The organism is Streptomyces sp. BBFR51, from assembly GCF_044591655.1.
In the GTDB taxonomy this organism is placed as follows: Bacteria; Actinomycetota; Actinomycetes; order Streptomycetales; family Streptomycetaceae; genus Streptomyces.
This window is the reverse complement of sequence record NZ_CP172448.1, coordinates 8345835-8363359: the sequence shown is the minus strand read 5'-3', so window position 1 is coordinate 8363359 and position 17525 is coordinate 8345835. Positions and strand designations below refer to the sequence as shown.

General features: G+C 72.3%; 15 protein-coding genes. 10 read left to right on the top strand and 5 right to left on the bottom strand.

Features of this window, described 5'->3' with window-relative positions:
* Positions 1 to 34: 34 nt before the first annotated feature.
* Entirely contained in the window at positions 35 to 865 is an 831-nt protein-coding gene (locus ACGH7X_RS37990; RefSeq protein WP_399894777.1) for a PP2C family protein-serine/threonine phosphatase, read from the bottom strand.
* A gap of 493 nt (positions 866 to 1358) precedes the next feature.
* On the opposite strand from ACGH7X_RS37990, the gene ACGH7X_RS37985 reads away from it, so the two are divergent.
* From ACGH7X_RS37985 to ACGH7X_RS37950, 8 genes are all read left to right on the top strand, one after another.
* Entirely contained in the window at positions 1359 to 2258 is a 900-nt protein-coding gene (locus tag ACGH7X_RS37985) for an NAD-dependent protein deacetylase (protein ID WP_399894774.1), read from the top strand.
* Positions 2259 to 2427: 169 nt separating this feature from the next.
* The gene (locus ACGH7X_RS37980) at positions 2428 to 3717 is read left to right on the top strand and encodes an ABC transporter substrate-binding protein (protein WP_399894772.1); all 1290 of its coding nucleotides are present in this window, start codon (positions 2428 to 2430) and stop codon (positions 3715 to 3717) included.
* 73 nt (positions 3718 to 3790) lie between these two features.
* Complete coding sequence (locus tag ACGH7X_RS37975; protein WP_399894769.1) at positions 3791 to 4732, top strand: carbohydrate ABC transporter permease; 942 nt, start codon at positions 3791 to 3793, stop codon at positions 4730 to 4732.
* A gap of 14 nt (positions 4733 to 4746) precedes the next feature.
* On the top strand, positions 4747 to 5574 hold the full coding sequence (locus tag ACGH7X_RS37970) for a carbohydrate ABC transporter permease (RefSeq protein WP_399894766.1): 828 nt from the start codon (positions 4747 to 4749) through the stop codon (positions 5572 to 5574).
* A complete protein-coding gene (locus tag ACGH7X_RS37965; RefSeq protein WP_399894764.1) occupies positions 5571 to 6614 on the top strand; it encodes a LacI family DNA-binding transcriptional regulator in 1044 nt (347 codons plus the stop codon). Before ACGH7X_RS37970 ends, ACGH7X_RS37965 begins: the two co-directional genes overlap by 4 nt.
* Before the next feature lie 65 nt (positions 6615 to 6679).
* Complete coding sequence (locus ACGH7X_RS37960) at positions 6680 to 8614, top strand: cellulase family glycosylhydrolase (protein ID WP_399894762.1); 1935 nt, start codon at positions 6680 to 6682, stop codon at positions 8612 to 8614.
* Positions 8611 to 10899, top strand: coding sequence for a glycoside hydrolase family 3 N-terminal domain-containing protein (locus ACGH7X_RS37955; RefSeq protein WP_399894760.1), 2289 nt, complete (start codon positions 8611 to 8613; stop codon positions 10897 to 10899). Before ACGH7X_RS37960 ends, ACGH7X_RS37955 begins: the two co-directional genes overlap by 4 nt.
* Positions 10900 to 10913: 14 nt before the next feature.
* Positions 10914 to 11735 (top strand): siderophore-interacting protein, encoded by an 822-nt coding sequence (locus ACGH7X_RS37950; protein WP_399894757.1) that lies wholly within the window; start codon positions 10914 to 10916, stop codon positions 11733 to 11735.
* 18 nt (positions 11736 to 11753) lie between these two features.
* Here ACGH7X_RS37950 and ACGH7X_RS37945 read toward each other — a convergent pair whose 3' ends face one another.
* A complete protein-coding gene (locus ACGH7X_RS37945) occupies positions 11754 to 12272 on the bottom strand; it encodes a CGNR zinc finger domain-containing protein (protein ID WP_399897636.1) in 519 nt (172 codons plus the stop codon).
* A 93-nt stretch (positions 12273 to 12365) separates the two neighbouring features.
* Between ACGH7X_RS37945 and ACGH7X_RS37940 the strand changes: the two genes are divergently transcribed.
* Positions 12366 to 13235 carry an alpha/beta fold hydrolase gene (locus ACGH7X_RS37940; protein WP_399894754.1) on the top strand — a complete coding sequence of 290 codons (870 nt, stop codon included), beginning with the start codon at positions 12366 to 12368 and terminating at the stop codon, positions 13233 to 13235.
* 13 nt (positions 13236 to 13248) lie between these two features.
* On the opposite strand, the gene ACGH7X_RS37935 is transcribed toward ACGH7X_RS37940, so the two are convergent.
* Entirely contained in the window at positions 13249 to 14178 is a 930-nt protein-coding gene (locus ACGH7X_RS37935; RefSeq protein WP_399894751.1) for a ketopantoate reductase family protein, read from the bottom strand.
* Positions 14179 to 14227: 49 nt separating this feature from the next.
* On the opposite strand from ACGH7X_RS37935, the gene ACGH7X_RS37930 reads away from it, so the two are divergent.
* The gene (locus tag ACGH7X_RS37930; protein ID WP_399894748.1) at positions 14228 to 14842 is read left to right on the top strand and encodes a CGNR zinc finger domain-containing protein; all 615 of its coding nucleotides are present in this window, start codon (positions 14228 to 14230) and stop codon (positions 14840 to 14842) included.
* A gap of 13 nt (positions 14843 to 14855) precedes the next feature.
* On the opposite strand, the gene ACGH7X_RS37925 is transcribed toward ACGH7X_RS37930, so the two are convergent.
* Together ACGH7X_RS37925 and ACGH7X_RS37920 are read right to left on the bottom strand one after the other, a co-directional pair.
* Complete coding sequence (locus tag ACGH7X_RS37925) at positions 14856 to 16547, bottom strand: SpoIIE family protein phosphatase (protein ID WP_399894746.1); 1692 nt, start codon at positions 16545 to 16547, stop codon at positions 14856 to 14858.
* A 13-nt stretch (positions 16548 to 16560) separates the two neighbouring features.
* On the bottom strand, positions 16561 to 17391 hold the full coding sequence (locus ACGH7X_RS37920) for an alpha/beta fold hydrolase (RefSeq protein WP_399894743.1): 831 nt from the start codon (positions 17389 to 17391) through the stop codon (positions 16561 to 16563).
* Between the last annotated feature and the right edge of the window lie 134 nt (positions 17392 to 17525).

The following is a 17525-nucleotide window of genomic DNA, read 5'->3' as shown; positions in this document are numbered from 1 at the left end:
CGCATCAGCGAGGCGGGAGCCGCGGCGTCCCGCCCTACGGGGTAACGGCACGCCCGTCATGACCGACGACGAGTACGGCCGCGTCGTCCTCGTGTCCTATCCGCTCGGCGTTCTTCAGCACACCGGCCGCCAGCGCGTGCGCCTCCATGCCGACGACGGCGGCGAGGCCCGCCAGCCGCACCACCCTCTCCAGACCTTCGTCGACGCTCAGCGACGGTCCCTCCACGACGCCGTCCGTGACCAGGACGAACACTCCGCCCGTGCCGAGCCGGTACCGGGTCACCGGGTACTCGGTTCCCGCCATGACGCCCAGTGGCGGTCCCCCCTCGTCCCGGCAGACCTCCGCCCTGCCGTCGGCCGTGGCCCGGACGCAGGGAATGTGTCCGGCCCGGGCGCTCTCCAGTACTCCGGTGGCCGGGTCGAGGCGCATGAAGGTGCAGGTGGCGAAGAGATCCTTGTTCAGGGCGAGGAGCAGCTCGTTCGTGCAGGCGAGGAGGTCGCCCGGCTCGCTCGTCACGGAGGCGAGCGCCCGCAGGGCCACCCGGACCTGGCCCATGAAGGCGGCCGCGTCGATGGCGTGCCCCTGGACGTCGCCGACGGACAGGCCGATGCGGCCGTCGGGGAGGGTGAAGGCGTCGTACCAGTCGCCTCCCACGTTGAGTCCGGCGTACGCGGGCGAGTAGCACGCGGCCAGATGGATGCCCGGAACGGCGGGGAGGTCACTGGGAAGCATGTCGCGCTGGAGGGCGATCGCCAGCTCCACCTGCGACCGCCGCAGTTCGGCGAGCTCCCTCGCCCGGGTGGTCAGCGACGACAGCCGGGCGAGCAGCTCTTCGCCGTCAGGTGCGGGACGCTTGCGGAACATCGACCACTCCCGGGCCAGGCCGCCTCTCGCAGGCGGGAGCCTCTCGGCACCCTGGACAGTGCAAGTCTGTCACCCGGCACGGGAAAGGTCATGCCGAAGCCGTCCGGCGCTCGCGGGCCCGGCGTGCGCCCGGCTGGCGCGGCGGTCGCGGTGTGCGTCCGGAGGTCGCGCGGCGGCAGGCGCGGTGTGCGTCCGGCGGGCGCGGTCGCGGCGGCGGCAGGCGCGGCATGCCTCCGGCGGGCGCGTGCCTCTGACGGGCACGGGTCGCAGCGGCGGGCACGGCGTGCCTCCGGCGGGCGCGGTCCCGGCGGGCGCGCAGCGGCAGGCGCGTGCCTCCGGCGGGCACGGGTCCGGCGGCAGGCACGGCATGCCTCCGGCGGGCGCGCGGCGGCAGGCGCGGTGTGCGTCCGGCGGGCGCGGTCGTGGCGGCGGCAGGTGCCCCCGCCACGCCCCGCCACGCCAAGGACGGCGGCGCGTTCCGTACCCTTGCCGCATGCGCATGCGCCCCACTCTGAGCTGGACCCCGGGAGCGGACCTGCCGCCGGGCACCACGGACCTGGAGCCCGTCGCCGACGCGCTGCGCGCCGGCGGGGTGCTGGTGCTGAGCGGGGCGGGCATCTCCACGGAGTCGGGCATACCCGACTACCGGGGTGAGGGCGGGAGCCTGAGCCGGCACACGCCGATGACCTACCAGGACTTCACCGCGCACCCCGACGCCCGCCGCCGGTACTGGGCGCGCAGTCACCTCGGCTGGCGCACCTTCGGCCGCGCCCGCCCCAACGCGGGGCACCTGTCGGTGGCGGCGTTCGGGCGGCGCGGCCTGCTCACCGGCGTGATCACCCAGAACGTCGACGGGCTGCACCAGGCCGCCGGCAGCGAGGACGTGGTGGAACTCCACGGCAGCCTGGCCCGGGTCGTCTGCCTGTCCTGCGGCACCTTCAGCCCGCGCGGCGAGCTCGCCCGGCGGCTGGCGGAGGCCAACCCCGGCTTCGCCCCGGTGGCCGCCGGCATCAACCCGGACGGCGACGCCGACCTCACCGACGAGCAGGTCGGGGACTTCCGCGTGGTGCCCTGCACGGTCTGCGGCGGCATCCTCAAACCGGACGTGGTGTTCTTCGGCGAGGCCGTGCCGCCGCGCCGCGTCGAGCACTGCCGCGAGCTGGTGCGCGAGGCGTCCACGCTGCTGGTCCTCGGCTCCTCGCTGACGGTGATGTCGGGGCTCCGGTTCGTCCGCCAGGCGGCCGAGGCCGAGAAGCCGGTACTGATCGTCAACCGTGACCCCACCCGCGGCGACCGGCAGGCCGCAACCCGGGTCGCGCTCCCGCTGGGAACGGCCCTCACCACCGTGGCCGACCGGCTGGGCGTCCCCCTGGGCGACGAGGCGACGGCCTGATCGGGCCGCGAGGCACCGGCGCGAGGCACCGGCACGTGGCATCGGCGCGTGGCCGCGAAACTCCCCGAGCCACCCCCTTGACCGCACTCGCTCCACTCCATATGGTCCTCGCACCTCATGAGGTACATCGATTAACCAATCGTTAACCGCTTGGTTGGAGACCACCCCTGTGCGCTCATCGCTGACGCGGCGCGACCTGCTCGCCGCCGGTTCCGGTCTGGCCGCGGCCGCTGCCCTGCCCGCTCTGTCCGGCTGCTCGTCGCTGGCGTCGGCGGACTCCGACCCGGACACCCTCGTCGTCCACACCCAGCTCGGCACCACCGCGCCGGGCTCGGCCACCTACCTGGCCGCCGTGGACCGCTTCCACGAGGAGAACCCGGGGGTGAAGGTCAAGAACCTCATCAACGGCGACGACCTCGGCCAGGTCTACGAGACCTCCCGGCTGGCCCGCAAGGAGGCCGACGTCGTGATGGTCAACCTCTACGACAAGACGCTGGCCTGGACGGACGTGGGCGCGACCGTCGACGTCGGCCGCTACCTCGACGACTGGGGGCTGCGCGGGCGCGTCCTGCCCGAGGCCCTGGCCGACTGGACCGACGACGAGGGCAGGGTCCGGGCCTTTCCCTACTTCGCCACGAACTGGCCCGTCGCCTACAACCGCGCCCTGCTCGACCGGGCCGGGGTCGACGAGATCCCCACCACCGGGGACCAGCTGATCGCCGCGGCCCGCAAGCTGCGCGCCAAGGGGATCGCCCCGGTGACCGTGGGCGGCAACGACTGGACCGGCCAGAAGCTGCTGGCGCAGATCATCCAGACGTTCCTGTCCGAGGAGGAGGCTCGGCACGTCTACTCCACGGGTGACTTCGGCGGGCGCGGCGCGCGCCGGGGCATCGAGTACTTCACACACCTGCGCGACGCCGGCGTGTTCGCGGACAAGGCCCAGGGCCTCACGTCCGACTCGATGACCACGCAGTTCAACACCGAGGAGGCGGCCGTGCAGTCGGCGATGTCCTCCGCCCTGGCCAAGGTGCCCGAGAAGGTGGCCCGGCACACCGAGGTGGGCGGCTGGCCCCTGGCCGACGGGGCGGCGCACGACGGCCCGACCGTCATCCGCGCCTACACCCTCATCGGGTTCTGGATCAGCCCCAACGGCGTCCGCAAGATCGAGCACGTGGAGAGGTTCCTGCGGTTCATGTACCGCCCGGACATCGTGGCGCGGTTCGTGACGGAGAGCGGCCGGGACATGGCCCTGCGCACGGCCGCCGTGAGCACCGGCTTCCCGCTGGTCGGGGCGGCCCAGCGGCTCGGCTCCGAGGTGAGCCAGGTGCTCCTGCCCGACGTGTACGTTCCGCCCGCCGCCGCGCAACCGCTGATCACCGCGACCAGCACGTCGTTCACCCGGGGCACGAGCCCGGCCCGCGTGCGCTCCGCCCTCGAGTCCGCGTACCGGTCCGCATGAGCCGCCCGGTCCTCCTCTCCCCCGCCGCCCGGCCCCTCCTCGTCCCCCTCACCCGTTCTCCGGGAGTCACCGCATGACGACGCTCACGACGACGCCGGACGGCAGCGCGGCCCGTCGGTCCGCCCCGCCCTCCTCACCCGCCCCGGCCGCGCGCCGGCCCCGGCAGGGCGGGACCGTCCTCGCGGTGCCCGCACTGGTGTGGTACCTGGTCTTCATGGTCGGGCCGCTGCTCGCCATCTTCGTGATCGCGGCCCTGCACTGGCCGGGCATGCTCCAGCCGGTGTCCTTCGCCGGCCTCGACAACGCCCGGGTGGTGCTGGACGACCCGGTGTTCTGGGACGCGGTCCGCAACACCGCCGTACAACTGGCCGTCGCCCTGCCGGTGATGATCGTCTGCGCGTTCATGCTGGGGTACTACGTGGCCCAGCGGCCGCCCGGGCACCGGGTCATCCGGTATCTGCTCTTCATCCCGGGGCTGATCTCGACGCCGGCGAAGGCGATGGTCTTCTACGCGGCCCTGTCACCGGACGGCCTGGTCAACGGCGGTCTTGAGGGCATCGGCCTGGGCTCCCTGACCGATGCCTGGCTGGCCTCCCCGTCGACGGCTCTGGCGTGTCTGATCGCCCTGGACATCTGGGCCGGCATCGGCTTCACCGCCGTCCTCTTCGCCGCCCGGCTGGGCAGCGTGCCCGACGAACTCGGCGAGGCCGCCCAGCTGGACGGGGCGGGGCACTGGCGGACGATGTGGTCGGTCCACTTCCCGGTGATCCGTGACTACGTCGGCGTGGTGACGATGCTCCAGTTCCTGTGGACGCTGTTCGGCTCCGCGCAGCACGTGCTGCTGCTCACGCAGGGCGGTCCGGGCACGTCGTCGACCACGCTGTCGTTCCTGGTCTACCAGAAGGCGTTCATCGCCGCCGACCTCGGTTACAGCCAGACCGTCGGCGTCCTCCTCTTCCTCGCCGGGCTCGTCGGGCTGCTGACGATCCGCCGCGTCTTCCGCCAGAACCACTGATCGGAGCAGCACTCATGAAGCTCGGCAAGCGCTGGCTCCCGGCCCACATCCTGGTGTGGACGTACGCGGTGCTGCTCGTCGTCCCGCTCTACTACTTCCTCGCCTCGGCGTTCAAGTCGAACGAGGAGATCTTCGCCCACCCCTTCGCCCCGCCCGGCTCCCTGGGTCTTGACAACTTCCGGACCGCGTTCGAGAGCGCCGACCTCGGGCTCGCGGTCGTCAACTCCACGCTGGTGACGATGTTCTCGCTGGCGCTCACCCTGCTGCTGGCGATTCCGGCCGCGTTCGCCCTGGCGCGTTCGACCGGGCGGCTGGCGGGAGTGGTCGAGAAGGTCTTCTCGCTGGGTTTCCTGATCCCGACGTTCGCGGCGCTCTTCCCCACCTTCCTGCTCGCGGCGGCCACCGGGCTGTTCCACACCCGGATCTTCATGGTGCTGTTCCTGCCCGCGACGGCGCTGCCGCTGTCGGTGGTGATCCTCGTGCAGTTCATGCGCACCATCCCGCCGGAGATGGAGGAGGCGGCGCGGCTGGACGGGGCGTCGACCTTCGCGGTGCTGCGGCACGTGTACATGCCGATGTGCCTGCCGGGCATCGCGACCGTGCTGCTGCTGAACTTCCTGACCTTCTGGAACGAGTACCTGTACTCGCTGGTCATCATCGGTCCGGACCCGGCGCAGCGCACCGTCCAGGTGGCGCTGCCCACACTCAAGTCGATCACCGGCACGGACTACGGCGTGCTCACGGCGGGCACGGTGCTGACCCTGGTACCGGTGTGGATCGTGTACACACTGCTCCAGAAGCGCATGCAGCAGGCCCTGGTCAGCGGGGCGGTGAAGATGTGAGCGTCTCCACCGAGCGGGCGGGACGCCGGCCCACCATCAAGGCGGTCGCGGCGGCGGCGGGCGTGTCGACGGCCGCCGTGTCCCAGGCCTTCAACAACAAGGGCCGGCTGTCCGAGGCGACCCGCCGCCGGATCCTGGACGCCGCGCTGGAACTCGGCTGGTCCCCAAGCGCCTCCGCCGCCGCCCTGCGCAACGCCCGTACCCGCAGCCTGGCCCTCGTGGTGCGGCGCCCCACGGACGTGCTGGGCTCCGACCCCCACTTCAGCGAGCTGATCACCGGCATAGAAGGGGAGTTGGCGCCCCGCGGCTACGGCCTGCTGCTGCACCTGGTCAGCGGTCACCGCGAGGAGAACGCGCTGTACGAGCGGCTCGCGGCCGAGGGCCGGGTGGACGGCGCCGTCCTCACCGACGCCCGCGACGACGACGCCCGGCCCGCGCTGCTGGCCCGACTCGGGCTGCCCGCTGTGCTGCTCGGTTCGCCGGACGACACGGCCGTCGTGCCGCGCGTCGGACTGCGGGAGCAGGGGGCGGGGATCGCCGAGGCCGTCGCGCATCTGCTGGGCCTCGGCCACCGGCGTGTCGCGTATGTCAGCGGGCCGCCCGAGCTCCAGCACACGCGCGTGCGCAGGACGGCCTTCGAGGAGGCCCTGCGCGTGGCGGGCCTGCGCCCCTTCGCGGTCCTGCCCACCGACTTCAGCGAGCGGCGCGCGGTCGGCGCCACCGAGGCACTCCTGGACGCCGCCGACCGGCCCACCGCGATCGTGTACGCCAACGACTCGATGGCGGTATGCGGCATCGGCACCGCGCAGCGCGCCGGGCTGGCCGTCCCCCGTGACCTGTCCGTCGTCGGTTACGACAACCTGCCGCTCGGCAGCTGGCTCCATCCCCGGCTGACCACGGTCGACCAGCAGGTGCAGCGGGTCGGCGCGGCCGCCGCGCGCATGCTGCTGGCCCTGTGCGGCGAGGAGGTCGAGGAGCGGGCCCTCGCCGAGCGGCCCCGACTGGTCGTACGCGAGTCCACGGGGCCCGCCCCCGGCTGACCACCCGGCCGCGGCGCGCCGCCTCGGCCACGCACCATCCGCACCCCCACCACCCGAGAAGGACCATGCGACGCCACAGCGCCCAGCTCACCCACCACCCCGACGTCCTGCCCTGGCTCGGCGCCAACTTCTGGTCCCGCACCGGCGGCCCGCTGATGTGGCGGAACTACGACCCCAAGACCGTCCGCGACGAACTGCGCGTGCTCGCCGACCACGGCCTGAACCTGACGCGGTCCTTCTTCTACTGGCCCGACTTCCACCCGGAGCCCGACCGCGTCGACGACGAACTGTGCGCGCGCTTCGAGGACTTCCTCGACGCCCACGTGGAAGCGGGCATGGGGACCATTCCGACGTTCATCGTCGGCCACATGTCGGGCGAGAACTGGGACCCGGCCTGGCGCGGCAACCGTGACCTGTACGAGGACGTGTGGATGGTCGGCCGCCAGGCGTGGTTCGTCTCCCGCATGGCGCGCCGCTTCAAGGACCATCCGGCGGTCACGGGCTGGCTGATCACCAACGAGATGCCCGGGTACGGGCGGATCCACCAGGTCGACCCGCCCTCCTCCGAGGTGGTGACCGCGTGGGCGCAGGCCATGTGCAACGCGGTGCGGGCGACGGGGGCGACGCAGCCGGTGTCGCTGGGCGACGGGGCGTGGGGCATCGAGGTCACCGGCCGCGACAACGGCTTCTCGCTGCGGGAGACGGCCGAGTACGTCGACTTCGTGGGCCCGCACGTGTACCGCTCGGACACCGACCGGCCGCGGCAGCACTACCGCGCCGCCTTCGAGTGCGAGCTGGCCGCGGTGACCGGGCAGCCGGTCGTCCTGGAGGAGTTCGGACTGTCGACCGACACGGTCTCGGCCGCCAACGCGGGTCACTTCTACCGCCAGACCCTGCACAACTCCCTGTTGGGCGGGGCCACGGGCTGGATCGCCTGGAACAACACCGACTACGACGACCTGTGGGACCAGTCACCCTACGACCACCACCCCTTCGAGATGCACTTCGGCATCACCGACTCCACCGGGGCACCCAAGGAGCCGCTGCGGGAACTGGCCGCCTTCGCCGAGGTGTTGAAGGCGGTGGACTTCCCGCGCTGTGTCCGGACGGACGCCGACGCGGCGCTGGTCGTCCCCGCCTTCCTGGAACGGGGCTACCCCTACAGCCGCGTCGCCGACCGGCCGCTCATCTTCACGTCCCTGCACCAGGGGTACGTCACCGCACGCGCCGCCGACCTGCCCGTGGCCCTCACCCGCGAGGCCGACGGGCTGCCCGGTGAGGCGTCGCTGTACCTGCTGCCGGCCACCCGGCAGCTCACCACCCGCACCCGCAGGGAGCTGGCCCGCCGGGCCGCCGAGGGCGCCACCGTGTACCTGTCGTTCTGCTCCGGGGAACACCCCGTCACCCGCGGCCCCTGGTTCGACGACCTCGACGGGCTCTTCGGCGTCGAGCTGCAGTTGTCCTACGGCGTCGCCGAGCCGATCGAGGACGACGTGCTGGAGATGACGTTCACCGAGGACTTCGGCGACCTGCGCGCCGGCGAGGTGCTGCGCGTCCCGGTCGCGGGCAACGAGGACAGCCGCGCCTACCTGCCCGTCGTCCCGCGTGCGGGGCGGGTCGTGGCCGTGGACGGTCACGGCAGGCCGGCCCTGATCGTGCACGAGACCGGGGTGGGGCGCACGGTGCTTGCCACCTATCCGCTGGAGCACATGGCGGCCCGCACCGCACACGTCAACCCGGACGCCACACAGCGCCTGTACGCGGCGCTGGCGCGGGTGGCGGGCGTACGGCGGCCCGTCACGGTCGCCGATCCGCATGTCTCGGCGGACGTCCTGGTGCACGCCGACGGCCGCCGCTTCGTGTGGCTGGTCAGTCAGAGTCCCGAGCCGCTCGTGGTCCGTCCGGTCGCCGAGGGGAAGCTGCACGGCCTGGCCGGCGGCGAGCCGGTGGAGGACGTGCACCTCGACGCGTACGGCGTCGCCGTGCTGGAGCTGCGATGACGGTCCCCCGCTACCGCGACCCGGCGGCGCCGGTGCCGGAACGCGTCCGCGACCTGCTGGACCGTATGACGCTCGCGGAGAAGGTCGGGCAGGTCAACCAGCGCATGTACGGCTGGGAGGCCTACGAGCGCACCGGCGACGGCCATCGCCTCACCGACGCCTTCCGCGCGGAGGTCGCCGCGTTCGACGGCATGGGCGCGCTGTACGGACTGCAACGCGCCGACGCCTGGTCGGGCGTCGGCTTCGCGGACGGCCTCGACGCCCGGGACGGGGCGCGGACGGCGGCCGAAGTGCAGCGGCATGTCTTGGACAACACCCGGCTGGGCATCCCGGTCCTGCTGGTGGAGGAGATGCCGCACGGCCACCAGGCGCTGGACGGCACGGTGCTCCCCGTCAACCTCGCGGTCGGGGCGACCTGGGATCCGGGGCTGTACGCCGACGCGGTGGCCGGGGTTGCCGCCGAACTGCGGGCGCGCGGCGCGCACATCGCGCTGGTGTCCGCCCTCGACCTGGTGCGTGATCCGCGCTGGGGGCGCAGCGAGGAGTGCTTCGCCGAGGACCCGTACCTGGCCGCACGGCTGACGGAGGCGCTGGTCGAGGGGGCGCGGCGGGCGGGGGTGGCCGTGGTGCTCAAGCACTTCGCCGGGCAGGGCGCCACGATCGGCGGCCGCAACAGCGCGGCGACGGAACTGGGGCCGCGGGAACTGCACGAGGTGCATCTCGCCGCGGCTCGGGCCGGGGTGGCGGCGGGCGCGGCCGGGGTGATGGCCGCCTACAACGAGTTCGACGGCCTGCCGTGCGTGGCGAACCGGTATCTGCTCACCGGCCTGCTGCGCGAGGAGTGGGGGTTCGAGGGCGTCGTCATGGCGGACGGCACCGCGGTGGACCGGCTGGTGCGGCTGACCGGCGATCCGGTCTCGGCCGGGGCTCTGGCCCTCGAGGCCGGCTGTGATCTGAGCCTGTGGGACGACTGCTTCACCCGGCTGGGCGAGGCGGTGGAACGCGGCCTGGTGTCCGAGTCGGCGCTGGACGCCGCGGTGGCCCGCGTCCTCACCCTGAAGTTCCGCCTCGGCCTGTTCGAACAGCCGCTGCCTCCGGCCGAGTTCGGGACCGCAGGTCTTCCGGACCCCGGTGAACTGGGCGAGCGCCTCGCCCGTGCGTCGGTGACCCTGCTCTCCCACGAGGGCGGCGTCCTTCCTCTGTCCCGTACCGTGCGGCGGATCGCGGTCCTCGGTCCGGGCGCCGACAGTCTGGCGCAGCAACTCGGCGACTACACGGCGCCGCAGCGGCCCGGCGGCGGCATCACCGTGCTGGAGGGCATCCGCGCGGCGGTCGCGCCCGGCACCGAGGTGGTGCACGGCCGGGGGTGCGAGCTGGTGGGTGACGACGTGTCGGACGTCCCGGCCGCCGTCGCGCTGGCGGCGGGCTCCGACGTGGCCGTCCTGGTGCTCGGCGGTTCCAGCGCGCGCTCCTCGGACACCGCCTTCGACGCGAACGGGGCGGCCGTCACCGGGGGCGCGACCCCGTCCGACATGACCTGCGGGGAGGGGGTCGACCTGGCGGACCTGACGCTGCCCGCGGCCCAACGCGTTCTGCTGGCGGCGGTGTCGGCGACCGGAACCCCGGTGGTGGTGGTGCTGGTTCAGGGCCGCCCGCATGCGCTGCCCGAGCCGGCCGCGCCCGCCGCGGCGGTGCTGAGCGCCTGGTATCCGGGGCCGCGGGGCGGGCGTGCCGTGGCCGAGGTGCTGTTCGGCGACGCCGAACCCCGCGGACGCCTGCCGGTCTGCGTACCCCGCTCGGCCGCCCAACTGCCCGTCTACTACAACGGGAAGGACCACCGCTACCGCGGATACGCCGACCAGAGCGCCCGGCCGCTCTACGCCTTCGGGCACGGTCTGTCGTACACGAGCGTCACCTACGGGGCACCGCGCCTGTCGCGGTCCCGGGTCGGCGCGGACGCACCGCACCTGACCTGCCGGGTGACGGTCCGCAACACCGGCGCCCGGTCGGCCGAGGAGACGGTCCAGCTGTACGTGCGACGCCTGTCCGGGGGCACGTCCTGGCCGCGCGTGCGCGAGCTGCGGGGCTTCGTCCGTCTGCGCGTCGCGCCCGGCGACGAGGCCGACGCGGTCTTCGAGGTGGGCCCCGACACGCTGGCCTCGGTCGGGCGCGACCTGCGCCTCGCCGTGGAGGCGGGGGTGGTCGAACTGGAGACGGGCCCGGCGTCCGACCGGACGCGGGGCGCGCGCCTGGAGATCACGGACTCGGAATCGAACGGAACTTAGGCTAGCCTTGCCTCATGGCCAAGGTTCGTCGGCTCACGCCGCAGCACCCGGAGATGTTCCGCGCCCGCGTGGTGCGCAGCGAGCGGGTCTCCCCGTCCATGCAGCGCGTCACGGTCACCGGACCGCGACTCGGCGGCTTTCCGTGGCTGGGGTACGACCACTGGTTCCGGCTGTTTCTCCAGCTCCCCCATCAACGCGAGCTGCGCCTCCCCGAGTTCACCGGTGCCCAGTGGTGGCAGCCGTACCTCGCGATCCCTCAGGACGAGCGGCCGCACTGCGCCAACTACTCCGTGGCCGACTACCGCCGGCGGACGGCCGAGCTGGACATCGACTTCGTCGTCCACCGCGGCCCCACCGGCGAGATCGAGGGCAGGGCCGCGATCTGGGCCTGCGCCGCCAGGCCCGGGGACGCGCTCGCGCTGCTCGACCAGGGCATCCTCTTCGACCGCCCGCACGACGCCTCCGAGGTCATCGTCGCGGCCGACGAGACCGGACTGCCCGCCACGGCGAGCATCCTGCGCTCACTCCCCGAGGACACCGTGGGGCGGCTCATCCAGGAGATCCCCACCGACGGCGACCGCCGCGAGCTGGACGCCCCGGCCGGGATGACCGTCTCCTGGGTCGTGCGCCGGGACAGCGCCTCGGTCCCCGGCGCGGCCGCGCTCCGTGAGCTTCGCCGGCTCGCCCGCGCCGAGGCGACGGGATACGCCTTCGTCGTCGGCGAGTCGACCCTGGCCACCGAGGGACGCAGGCACCTGCACCGCCTGGGCCTGCCGAAGGAGCGCATCACCTTCTCGGGATTCTGGAAGCACGAGGCGGCGGTGGCCGCGGCCTGACCCCGCAGGCTCCGCCCTCTAGGCCTGGGATTCCTGGGATTCCTTCACGCGCCGATAGTGCCGCCGTGCCTTCATCCGGTTCCCGCACTCGGCCATGGAGCACCAACGGGCGCTGTTGGGCTTGCTCCGGTCCAGCAGGAAGCGCCGGCACTCGGGATTGCCGCACGGCTTGAGCCGACCGGGCCGGGTTTCCCCGACGTGCGCCCAGGTCAGCACCAGCTCCACCGCCAGGCGGTGCGCATCGGGCAGCTGGAGGGTCCATTCCAGCCTGCCGTCCCTGATGTCGGGCACGCTGCTGACGCCCCGGAGGAACTCGCCCAGGCACTCGGGATCGCGCCGCCCCCGCACGACGTCCTGGAGAGCGCTTCGCGCCGCCAGCAGGAACGCGACCTCCTCGGCCGACCCGGTCCCGCCGTGACCGCGCGCCCAGGCACGGCCTTCGGCGGGCGTACCCAGAGCATCGCTCACGGAGCCCTGCACCACCGGCGTCGTATTGAGGAGCTCCACGAGCGCATCCTCTCGGGCCCGGTCCGTCACCACATCCACCCCTAACCGTCTCCGAGACATTGACAGGTTACTCCAGGAGTGCTGAACTTTGGCTAACCACTAACAGACGCCAAAGGAGTTAGCATGAACACCACCGTGCATCACCGGACCACCACCGTCGACGGCCTGGACGTCTTCTACCGGGAGGCCGGCGACCCGCAGGCACCGACCGTCGTGCTGCTGCACGGCTTCCCGACCAGCTCCCACATGTTCCGGAACCTGATCCCCGGGCTCGCCGACACCTACCACGTGATCGCACCCGACATGATCGGCTTCGGGTACTCGGCCATGCCCACGACCGACGCGTTCGACTACGGCTTCGACGCCCTCACGGACGTGACCGTCGCCCTCCTGGGCCACCTCGGCGTGGAGCGCTTCGCGGTGTACGTGCAGGACTACGGGGCGCCGGTCGCCTGGCGGATCGCCACCCGGACACCGCACCGCATCACCGCGATCATCACGCAGAACGGCAACGCCTACACCGACGGCTTCGTCAAGACCTTCTGGGACGGGCTGTTCGCCTACACCGACGACCCGACCCCCGAGACGGAGGCTTCGGTCCGGCAAGCGCTCAGCCCCGAGATGATCCGCTGGCAGTACGTGAACGGAGTCGTCGACCAGAGCGTCGTCAGCCCCGACACCTGGGCGCTCGACCAGGCCCTGCTGGACCGGCCGGGCAACGACGCCGTCCAGCTCACGCTGTTCCGCGACTACCCGACCAATGTCGCCCTGTATCCCCGGCTCCAGCAGTACTTCCGCGAGTCCCAGGTACCGCTGCTGGCCGTCTGGGGGGCCAACGACGAGATCTTCGGCCCCGACGGGGCGCGCGCGTTCCTGCGCGACCTGCCGGACGCCGAGATCCACCTCCTGGACACCGGGCACTTCGCCCTGGAAAGTCACCTGGAGGAGATCACCGGACACATCCGGGGCTTCCTCGCCCGGGTCGCGGCATAGGGCGCCGCGCGGGTCACGACCCGGCCGGCCGGCCGAGGACGTACGGCGCGAGGATGTCGGTCACCGTCCCGTTGCGCGGTGCGGGAACGTCCAGGCGACCGGCGAGATCCACCACTCCCCCGCTGAGCCAGGGCAGTTCCAGCCGGTTGCCCTTCTCCAGATCGTTGTGCATGGAGGAGGTCATGCCTGCGGGAAGCGTGTCGCAGAAGGCGAGTTGGGCGTCGGCGAACCCGCTGTCCAGCCGCACTCCCGACGCCTTCGCCACGGCCACCGTCTCGGCCATGATGTCGCGCAGGAGACGTCTGCTCCGTTCGTCGGCACGGACGACGCCGATGGGCTGACGGATCGTCGCCGTGGTCGCCGAAAGGCCCACGAGGAACACGAACTTCTCCCAGATCGCCCTCTCGATGTCGTCGCTCTCCTCCGCGTCGATCCCGGCATCACGGAGCGTGGCCAGTACGGTCCGGCTGATCCCTGACCGGCCGGTTCGGTAGGGGCCGAGCACCACCCTCTGCAGGGTGCTGTTGTGCCTGACCACGCCGGGTTCCTCGATGAACGCGGAGATGAAGCAGACGCCGCCCAGTACCTGTTCGTCCGTCAGCCGGCCACGCAGGACGGCGTCCTTGTGCACCCCGTTCTGCAGGGACAGCACCGGCGCCTCGTGTGCCGCCGAGGAACGCAGTTGCTCGGCGACGGACTCGGTGTCCCAGAGCTTGACGGCGACGAGGACCAGATCGGTGGGGCCGAGTTCGGAGATGCTCGCCACGACGGATTCGGGTGAGGTGCGGAACTCCCCCAGCGGACTGTGGACGACCAGCCCGGAGCGGCGTATGGCCTCGAGGTGTCTGCCGCGCGCCACGAAGGTGACCTCGTTCCCGGCGGCCGCCAGTCTGGCTCCGAAGTAGCCTCCGACGCCGCCCGCCCCGATCACTGCGATGCGCATGGCTCCGCCCCACTCCCTTAGTAACCGTTTAAGTGGTTACTATGAAACCATGGATGTCGTGAGGCAGGGCGCGCCCCGCACCAGGGTCACGGCGCGGGTCCGGGAGCTTCGTTTCGACGCCGGCACACTGTGCCTCGACCTCGTGGCCACCGTGGGCCGCAGGCCCGAAGTCCCGATCGAGCGGATGGGCGACGCCGAGCGCCTCGAAGCCTGGTGCCGAGGTGTGGGGGTGACGCTGGAGGACGGGTACGACCCCGAGGACGTTCTGCGTTCGCTGCACGCACTGCGCGCGGCCGCCTACGACGTCGCCTCGTCCGCCCTCGACGCGCACCGGCCGCGGCCGCACTCGGTCGACCTGGTCAATCTCCTGGCCAGGGCCGAGCCGCCGGTGGCGCAGCTGGAGCTGTCGGCCGGCGGCGAGTGGGCGGCGCAGGGCGGCCGCCCGCTCACCAAGGAGGCGCTGCTGTCGCTCGTCGCACGGGACCTGATCGATCTCATGACGGACGCCGGTCGCCGGTCGCGGCTGACCGCCTGCGCCTCCGAGGTGTGCAGGATGCTCTGTCTCGACTCCGGCGGCGGCCGGCCCCGCAAGTGGTGTTCCATGCGACGCTGCGGCAATCAGGCCAAGGCGGCCGGCCACCGGCTGAAGGCGTCGACGCGCTGAGGCGTCGCGCCGCTCACAGGCCGCGGGCCAGCAGCAGGGTGACGTCGTCGGGCGGGGGCGTGGTGGGCAGTGTGCCGATCACCGCCGCGCCCAGCTCCTCCAGGGACGAGGCCTTGCGGGTCAGGGCGCGGCCCACCCGTTGCAGTCCCACCTCGATGTCCTCGTGCCGGTCCTCGACCAGCCCGTCGGTGAACAGGGCGAGCAGACTGCCCGCGGGCAGTTCCAGCTCCGTGGACGGGAACGGCAGCAGGCCGACTCCGAGCGGGAGGCCGTGCGGAAGCTCGGGGAACGAGAAGTCGCCGCCCGGATGGACGACGGCGGGCGGCGGATGCCCGGCCAGTGCCAGGGTGCACGTCCGGGTCGTGGGGTCGTAGACCGCGTAGACGCAGGTGGCGCTCATGCCCGGGACCTCCGGGGCGGACGCCTCCTCGTCCTCGGTCAACCGGATGAACGTCCGGTCCAGTCTGGCCAGGACCTCCCCGGGCGGCAGATCGAGATCGGCGAGGGTGCGGATGGCCATGCCCAGTCGCCCCATGGTGGCCGCGGCGTGCACTCCGTGCCCGACCACGTCGCCCACCACCAGTGCCAGGCGGTCGCCCGGCAGACCGATGACGTCGAACCAGTCGCCGCCGACGCCCTCCTCCGCGTCCGCCGGAAGGTAGCGGGCGGCCACCTCCATGGCCGTTCCGCCGTGCACACGGCGCGGCAGCAGGCTGCGCTGGAGGGCGAGCGCGGTGTTCCGCTCCCGGGTGTAGCGGCGGGCGTTGTCCAGACTCAGCGCGGCCCGGGCCACCAACTCCTCCGCCAGCAGCTGGTCGTTCTCGTCGAACGGCGTCGGGTTCGACGTCCGTACGAACACCGCGACGCCCAGCAGGACGCCGCGGGCGTGGACCGGGAGGATCAGCAGGGAGTGCATGCCGAACTCGCGGATCTTCGCGGCCCGTGCCGGGTCGTGGGCCAGCCAGGTGTCGTGGGCGGGGTCGATCAGGGGCTGAAGGAGCGGGCGACCGGTGGACAGCACCTGCATGAACGGGGAGGGCTCGGGGACGTACACCACCTCGCCGCGCGACCACAGGGACTCCGGGGCACCGGCGTGCACCGAGGCCCTGCCCGCTCGCCGGAACTTGGGGACCCGCCCCTGGGACGGGCCCAGCCGGTCCAGCGGCTCCTCGCCGAGCCGTACCGCCTCCGTCAGGTCGACGGTCACGTAGTCGGCGATCAACGGCACGGTGAAATCGGCCAGTTCCTGCGCCGTGCGCATGACGTCCAGGGTGGTGCCGACGCGGGTGCCCGCCTCGCTCACCATGGCCAGCCGGTCGCCGGCCCACCGCCGGTCCGTGACGACCAGCATCACCATGCACACACCCAGGGTGCGGCCCTCGGCGTCGTGCAGGCGCAGGAAGGACGCCGAGAAGGCCCGGTCGCGACGTCTGCCGGCCTCCGTCGGAACACGGTACTCACGGCCGGTGACACAGCGGCCCGTGGTCAGCACCCGCCGTACGAGCGCTTCCAGTTCGTCGGTGTCCCCGGTCAGTGACTCCCGTGGCCGGCGGCCCAGCCGCTGCTCCCGGGTGATCCCGTCGTAGCGTTCGAGGGCGTCGTTGACCCAGATGCACCGCAGGTCGGTGTCCCAGACGGCGAGCCCGACGACCGAGTCGGTCAGCAGGGCGTGCAGCGCCGGGCCCGCCTCTTGCGCTGATTCCATGAGCCGGCGGGGGCTAGGACTTCACGAAGGCCAGGAGGTCGGGATTGACGACCTCGGGATGGGTCGAGAGCATGCCGTGCGGAAGCCCTTCGTACGACTTCAGGGTGCCGTTCTTCAGGAGTTCGACCGACAGCGGCGCCGCGTCGGCGTAGGGCACGACCTGGTCGTCCTTGCCGTGCGCGACGAGGACCGGGACGTCGATCTGCTTGAGGTCGTCGGTGAAGTCGGTCTCCGAGAACGCCGCGATGCACTCGTAGTGGGCGTTGGCCGCGCCCATCATTCCCTGGAGCCACCAGCGGTAGATCAGCCCCTGCGAGACCGTGGCACCCTCCCGGTTGAAACCGTAGAAGGGACCCGACGGCACGTCGATGTAGAACTGCGTGCGATTGGCGGCGAGGGCCGCACGCCATTCGTCGAAGACCTCGATCGGCAAACCGCCGGGATTGCTTTCGGACTTCACCATGACCGGCGGAACGGCGCTGACGAGTACGGCCTTCGCGACCCGGCCCGGCTTGGCACGCGCCACGTAGCGCGCGACCTCGCCGCCGCCGGTCGAGTGCCCGATGTGCACGGCGTCCCGCAGGTCGAGGGCATCGGTCACCGCCGCGACGTCGGCGGCGTAGGTGTCCATGTCGTGGCCGGTCGAGGGCTGACTCGAACGTCCGTGGCCACGGCGGTCGTGGGCGACGACCCGGTAGCCGTGGGAGAGGAAGAACAACATCTGGTTGTCCCAGTCGTCGGCGCTGAGCGGCCAGCCGTGGTGGAAGACGACCGGTCGGCCGTCGCGCGGGCCCCAGTCCTTGTAGAAGATGTTCGTGCCGTCGGAGGTGGTGACCGTGGCCATGGCAAATCCTTCCGCGGATGCGATTGAGGCGGCTCGGTCGTGCGGAGACACCCGGGCCCGCGATGGGGCCGCGACCGGGGCCGTGCGAGCAACCTTACGCCGATTACCGGCATATCTCATTTTTCACCCATACT

Excerpts from the sequence above, each read along its gene's own strand:
- ACGH7X_RS37990 (WP_399894777.1), bottom strand. The coding sequence starts at position 865 with ATGTTCCGCAAGCGTCCCGCACCTGACGGCGAAGAGCTGCTCGCCCGG.
- ACGH7X_RS37935 (WP_399894751.1), bottom strand. The coding sequence starts at position 14,178 with ATGCGCATCGCAGTGATCGGGGCGGGCGGCGTCGGAGGCTACTTCGGA.
- ACGH7X_RS37950 (WP_399894757.1), top strand. The coding sequence starts at position 10,914 with ATGGCCAAGGTTCGTCGGCTCACGCCGCAGCACCCGGAGATGTTCCGC.
- ACGH7X_RS37970 (WP_399894766.1), top strand. The coding sequence starts at position 4,747 with ATGAAGCTCGGCAAGCGCTGGCTCCCGGCCCACATCCTGGTGTGGACG.
- ACGH7X_RS37985 (WP_399894774.1), top strand. The coding sequence starts at position 1,359 with ATGCGCATGCGCCCCACTCTGAGCTGGACCCCGGGAGCGGACCTGCCG.
- ACGH7X_RS37955 (WP_399894760.1), top strand. The coding sequence starts at position 8,611 with ATGACGGTCCCCCGCTACCGCGACCCGGCGGCGCCGGTGCCGGAACGC.
- ACGH7X_RS37920 (WP_399894743.1), bottom strand. The coding sequence starts at position 17,391 with ATGGCCACGGTCACCACCTCCGACGGCACGAACATCTTCTACAAGGAC.
- ACGH7X_RS37940 (WP_399894754.1), top strand. The coding sequence starts at position 12,366 with ATGAACACCACCGTGCATCACCGGACCACCACCGTCGACGGCCTGGAC.
- ACGH7X_RS37960 (WP_399894762.1), top strand. The coding sequence starts at position 6,680 with ATGCGACGCCACAGCGCCCAGCTCACCCACCACCCCGACGTCCTGCCC.
- ACGH7X_RS37925 (WP_399894746.1), bottom strand. The coding sequence starts at position 16,547 with ATGGAATCAGCGCAAGAGGCGGGCCCGGCGCTGCACGCCCTGCTGACC.
- ACGH7X_RS37975 (WP_399894769.1), top strand. The coding sequence starts at position 3,791 with ATGACGACGCTCACGACGACGCCGGACGGCAGCGCGGCCCGTCGGTCC.
- ACGH7X_RS37930 (WP_399894748.1), top strand. The coding sequence starts at position 14,228 with ATGGATGTCGTGAGGCAGGGCGCGCCCCGCACCAGGGTCACGGCGCGG.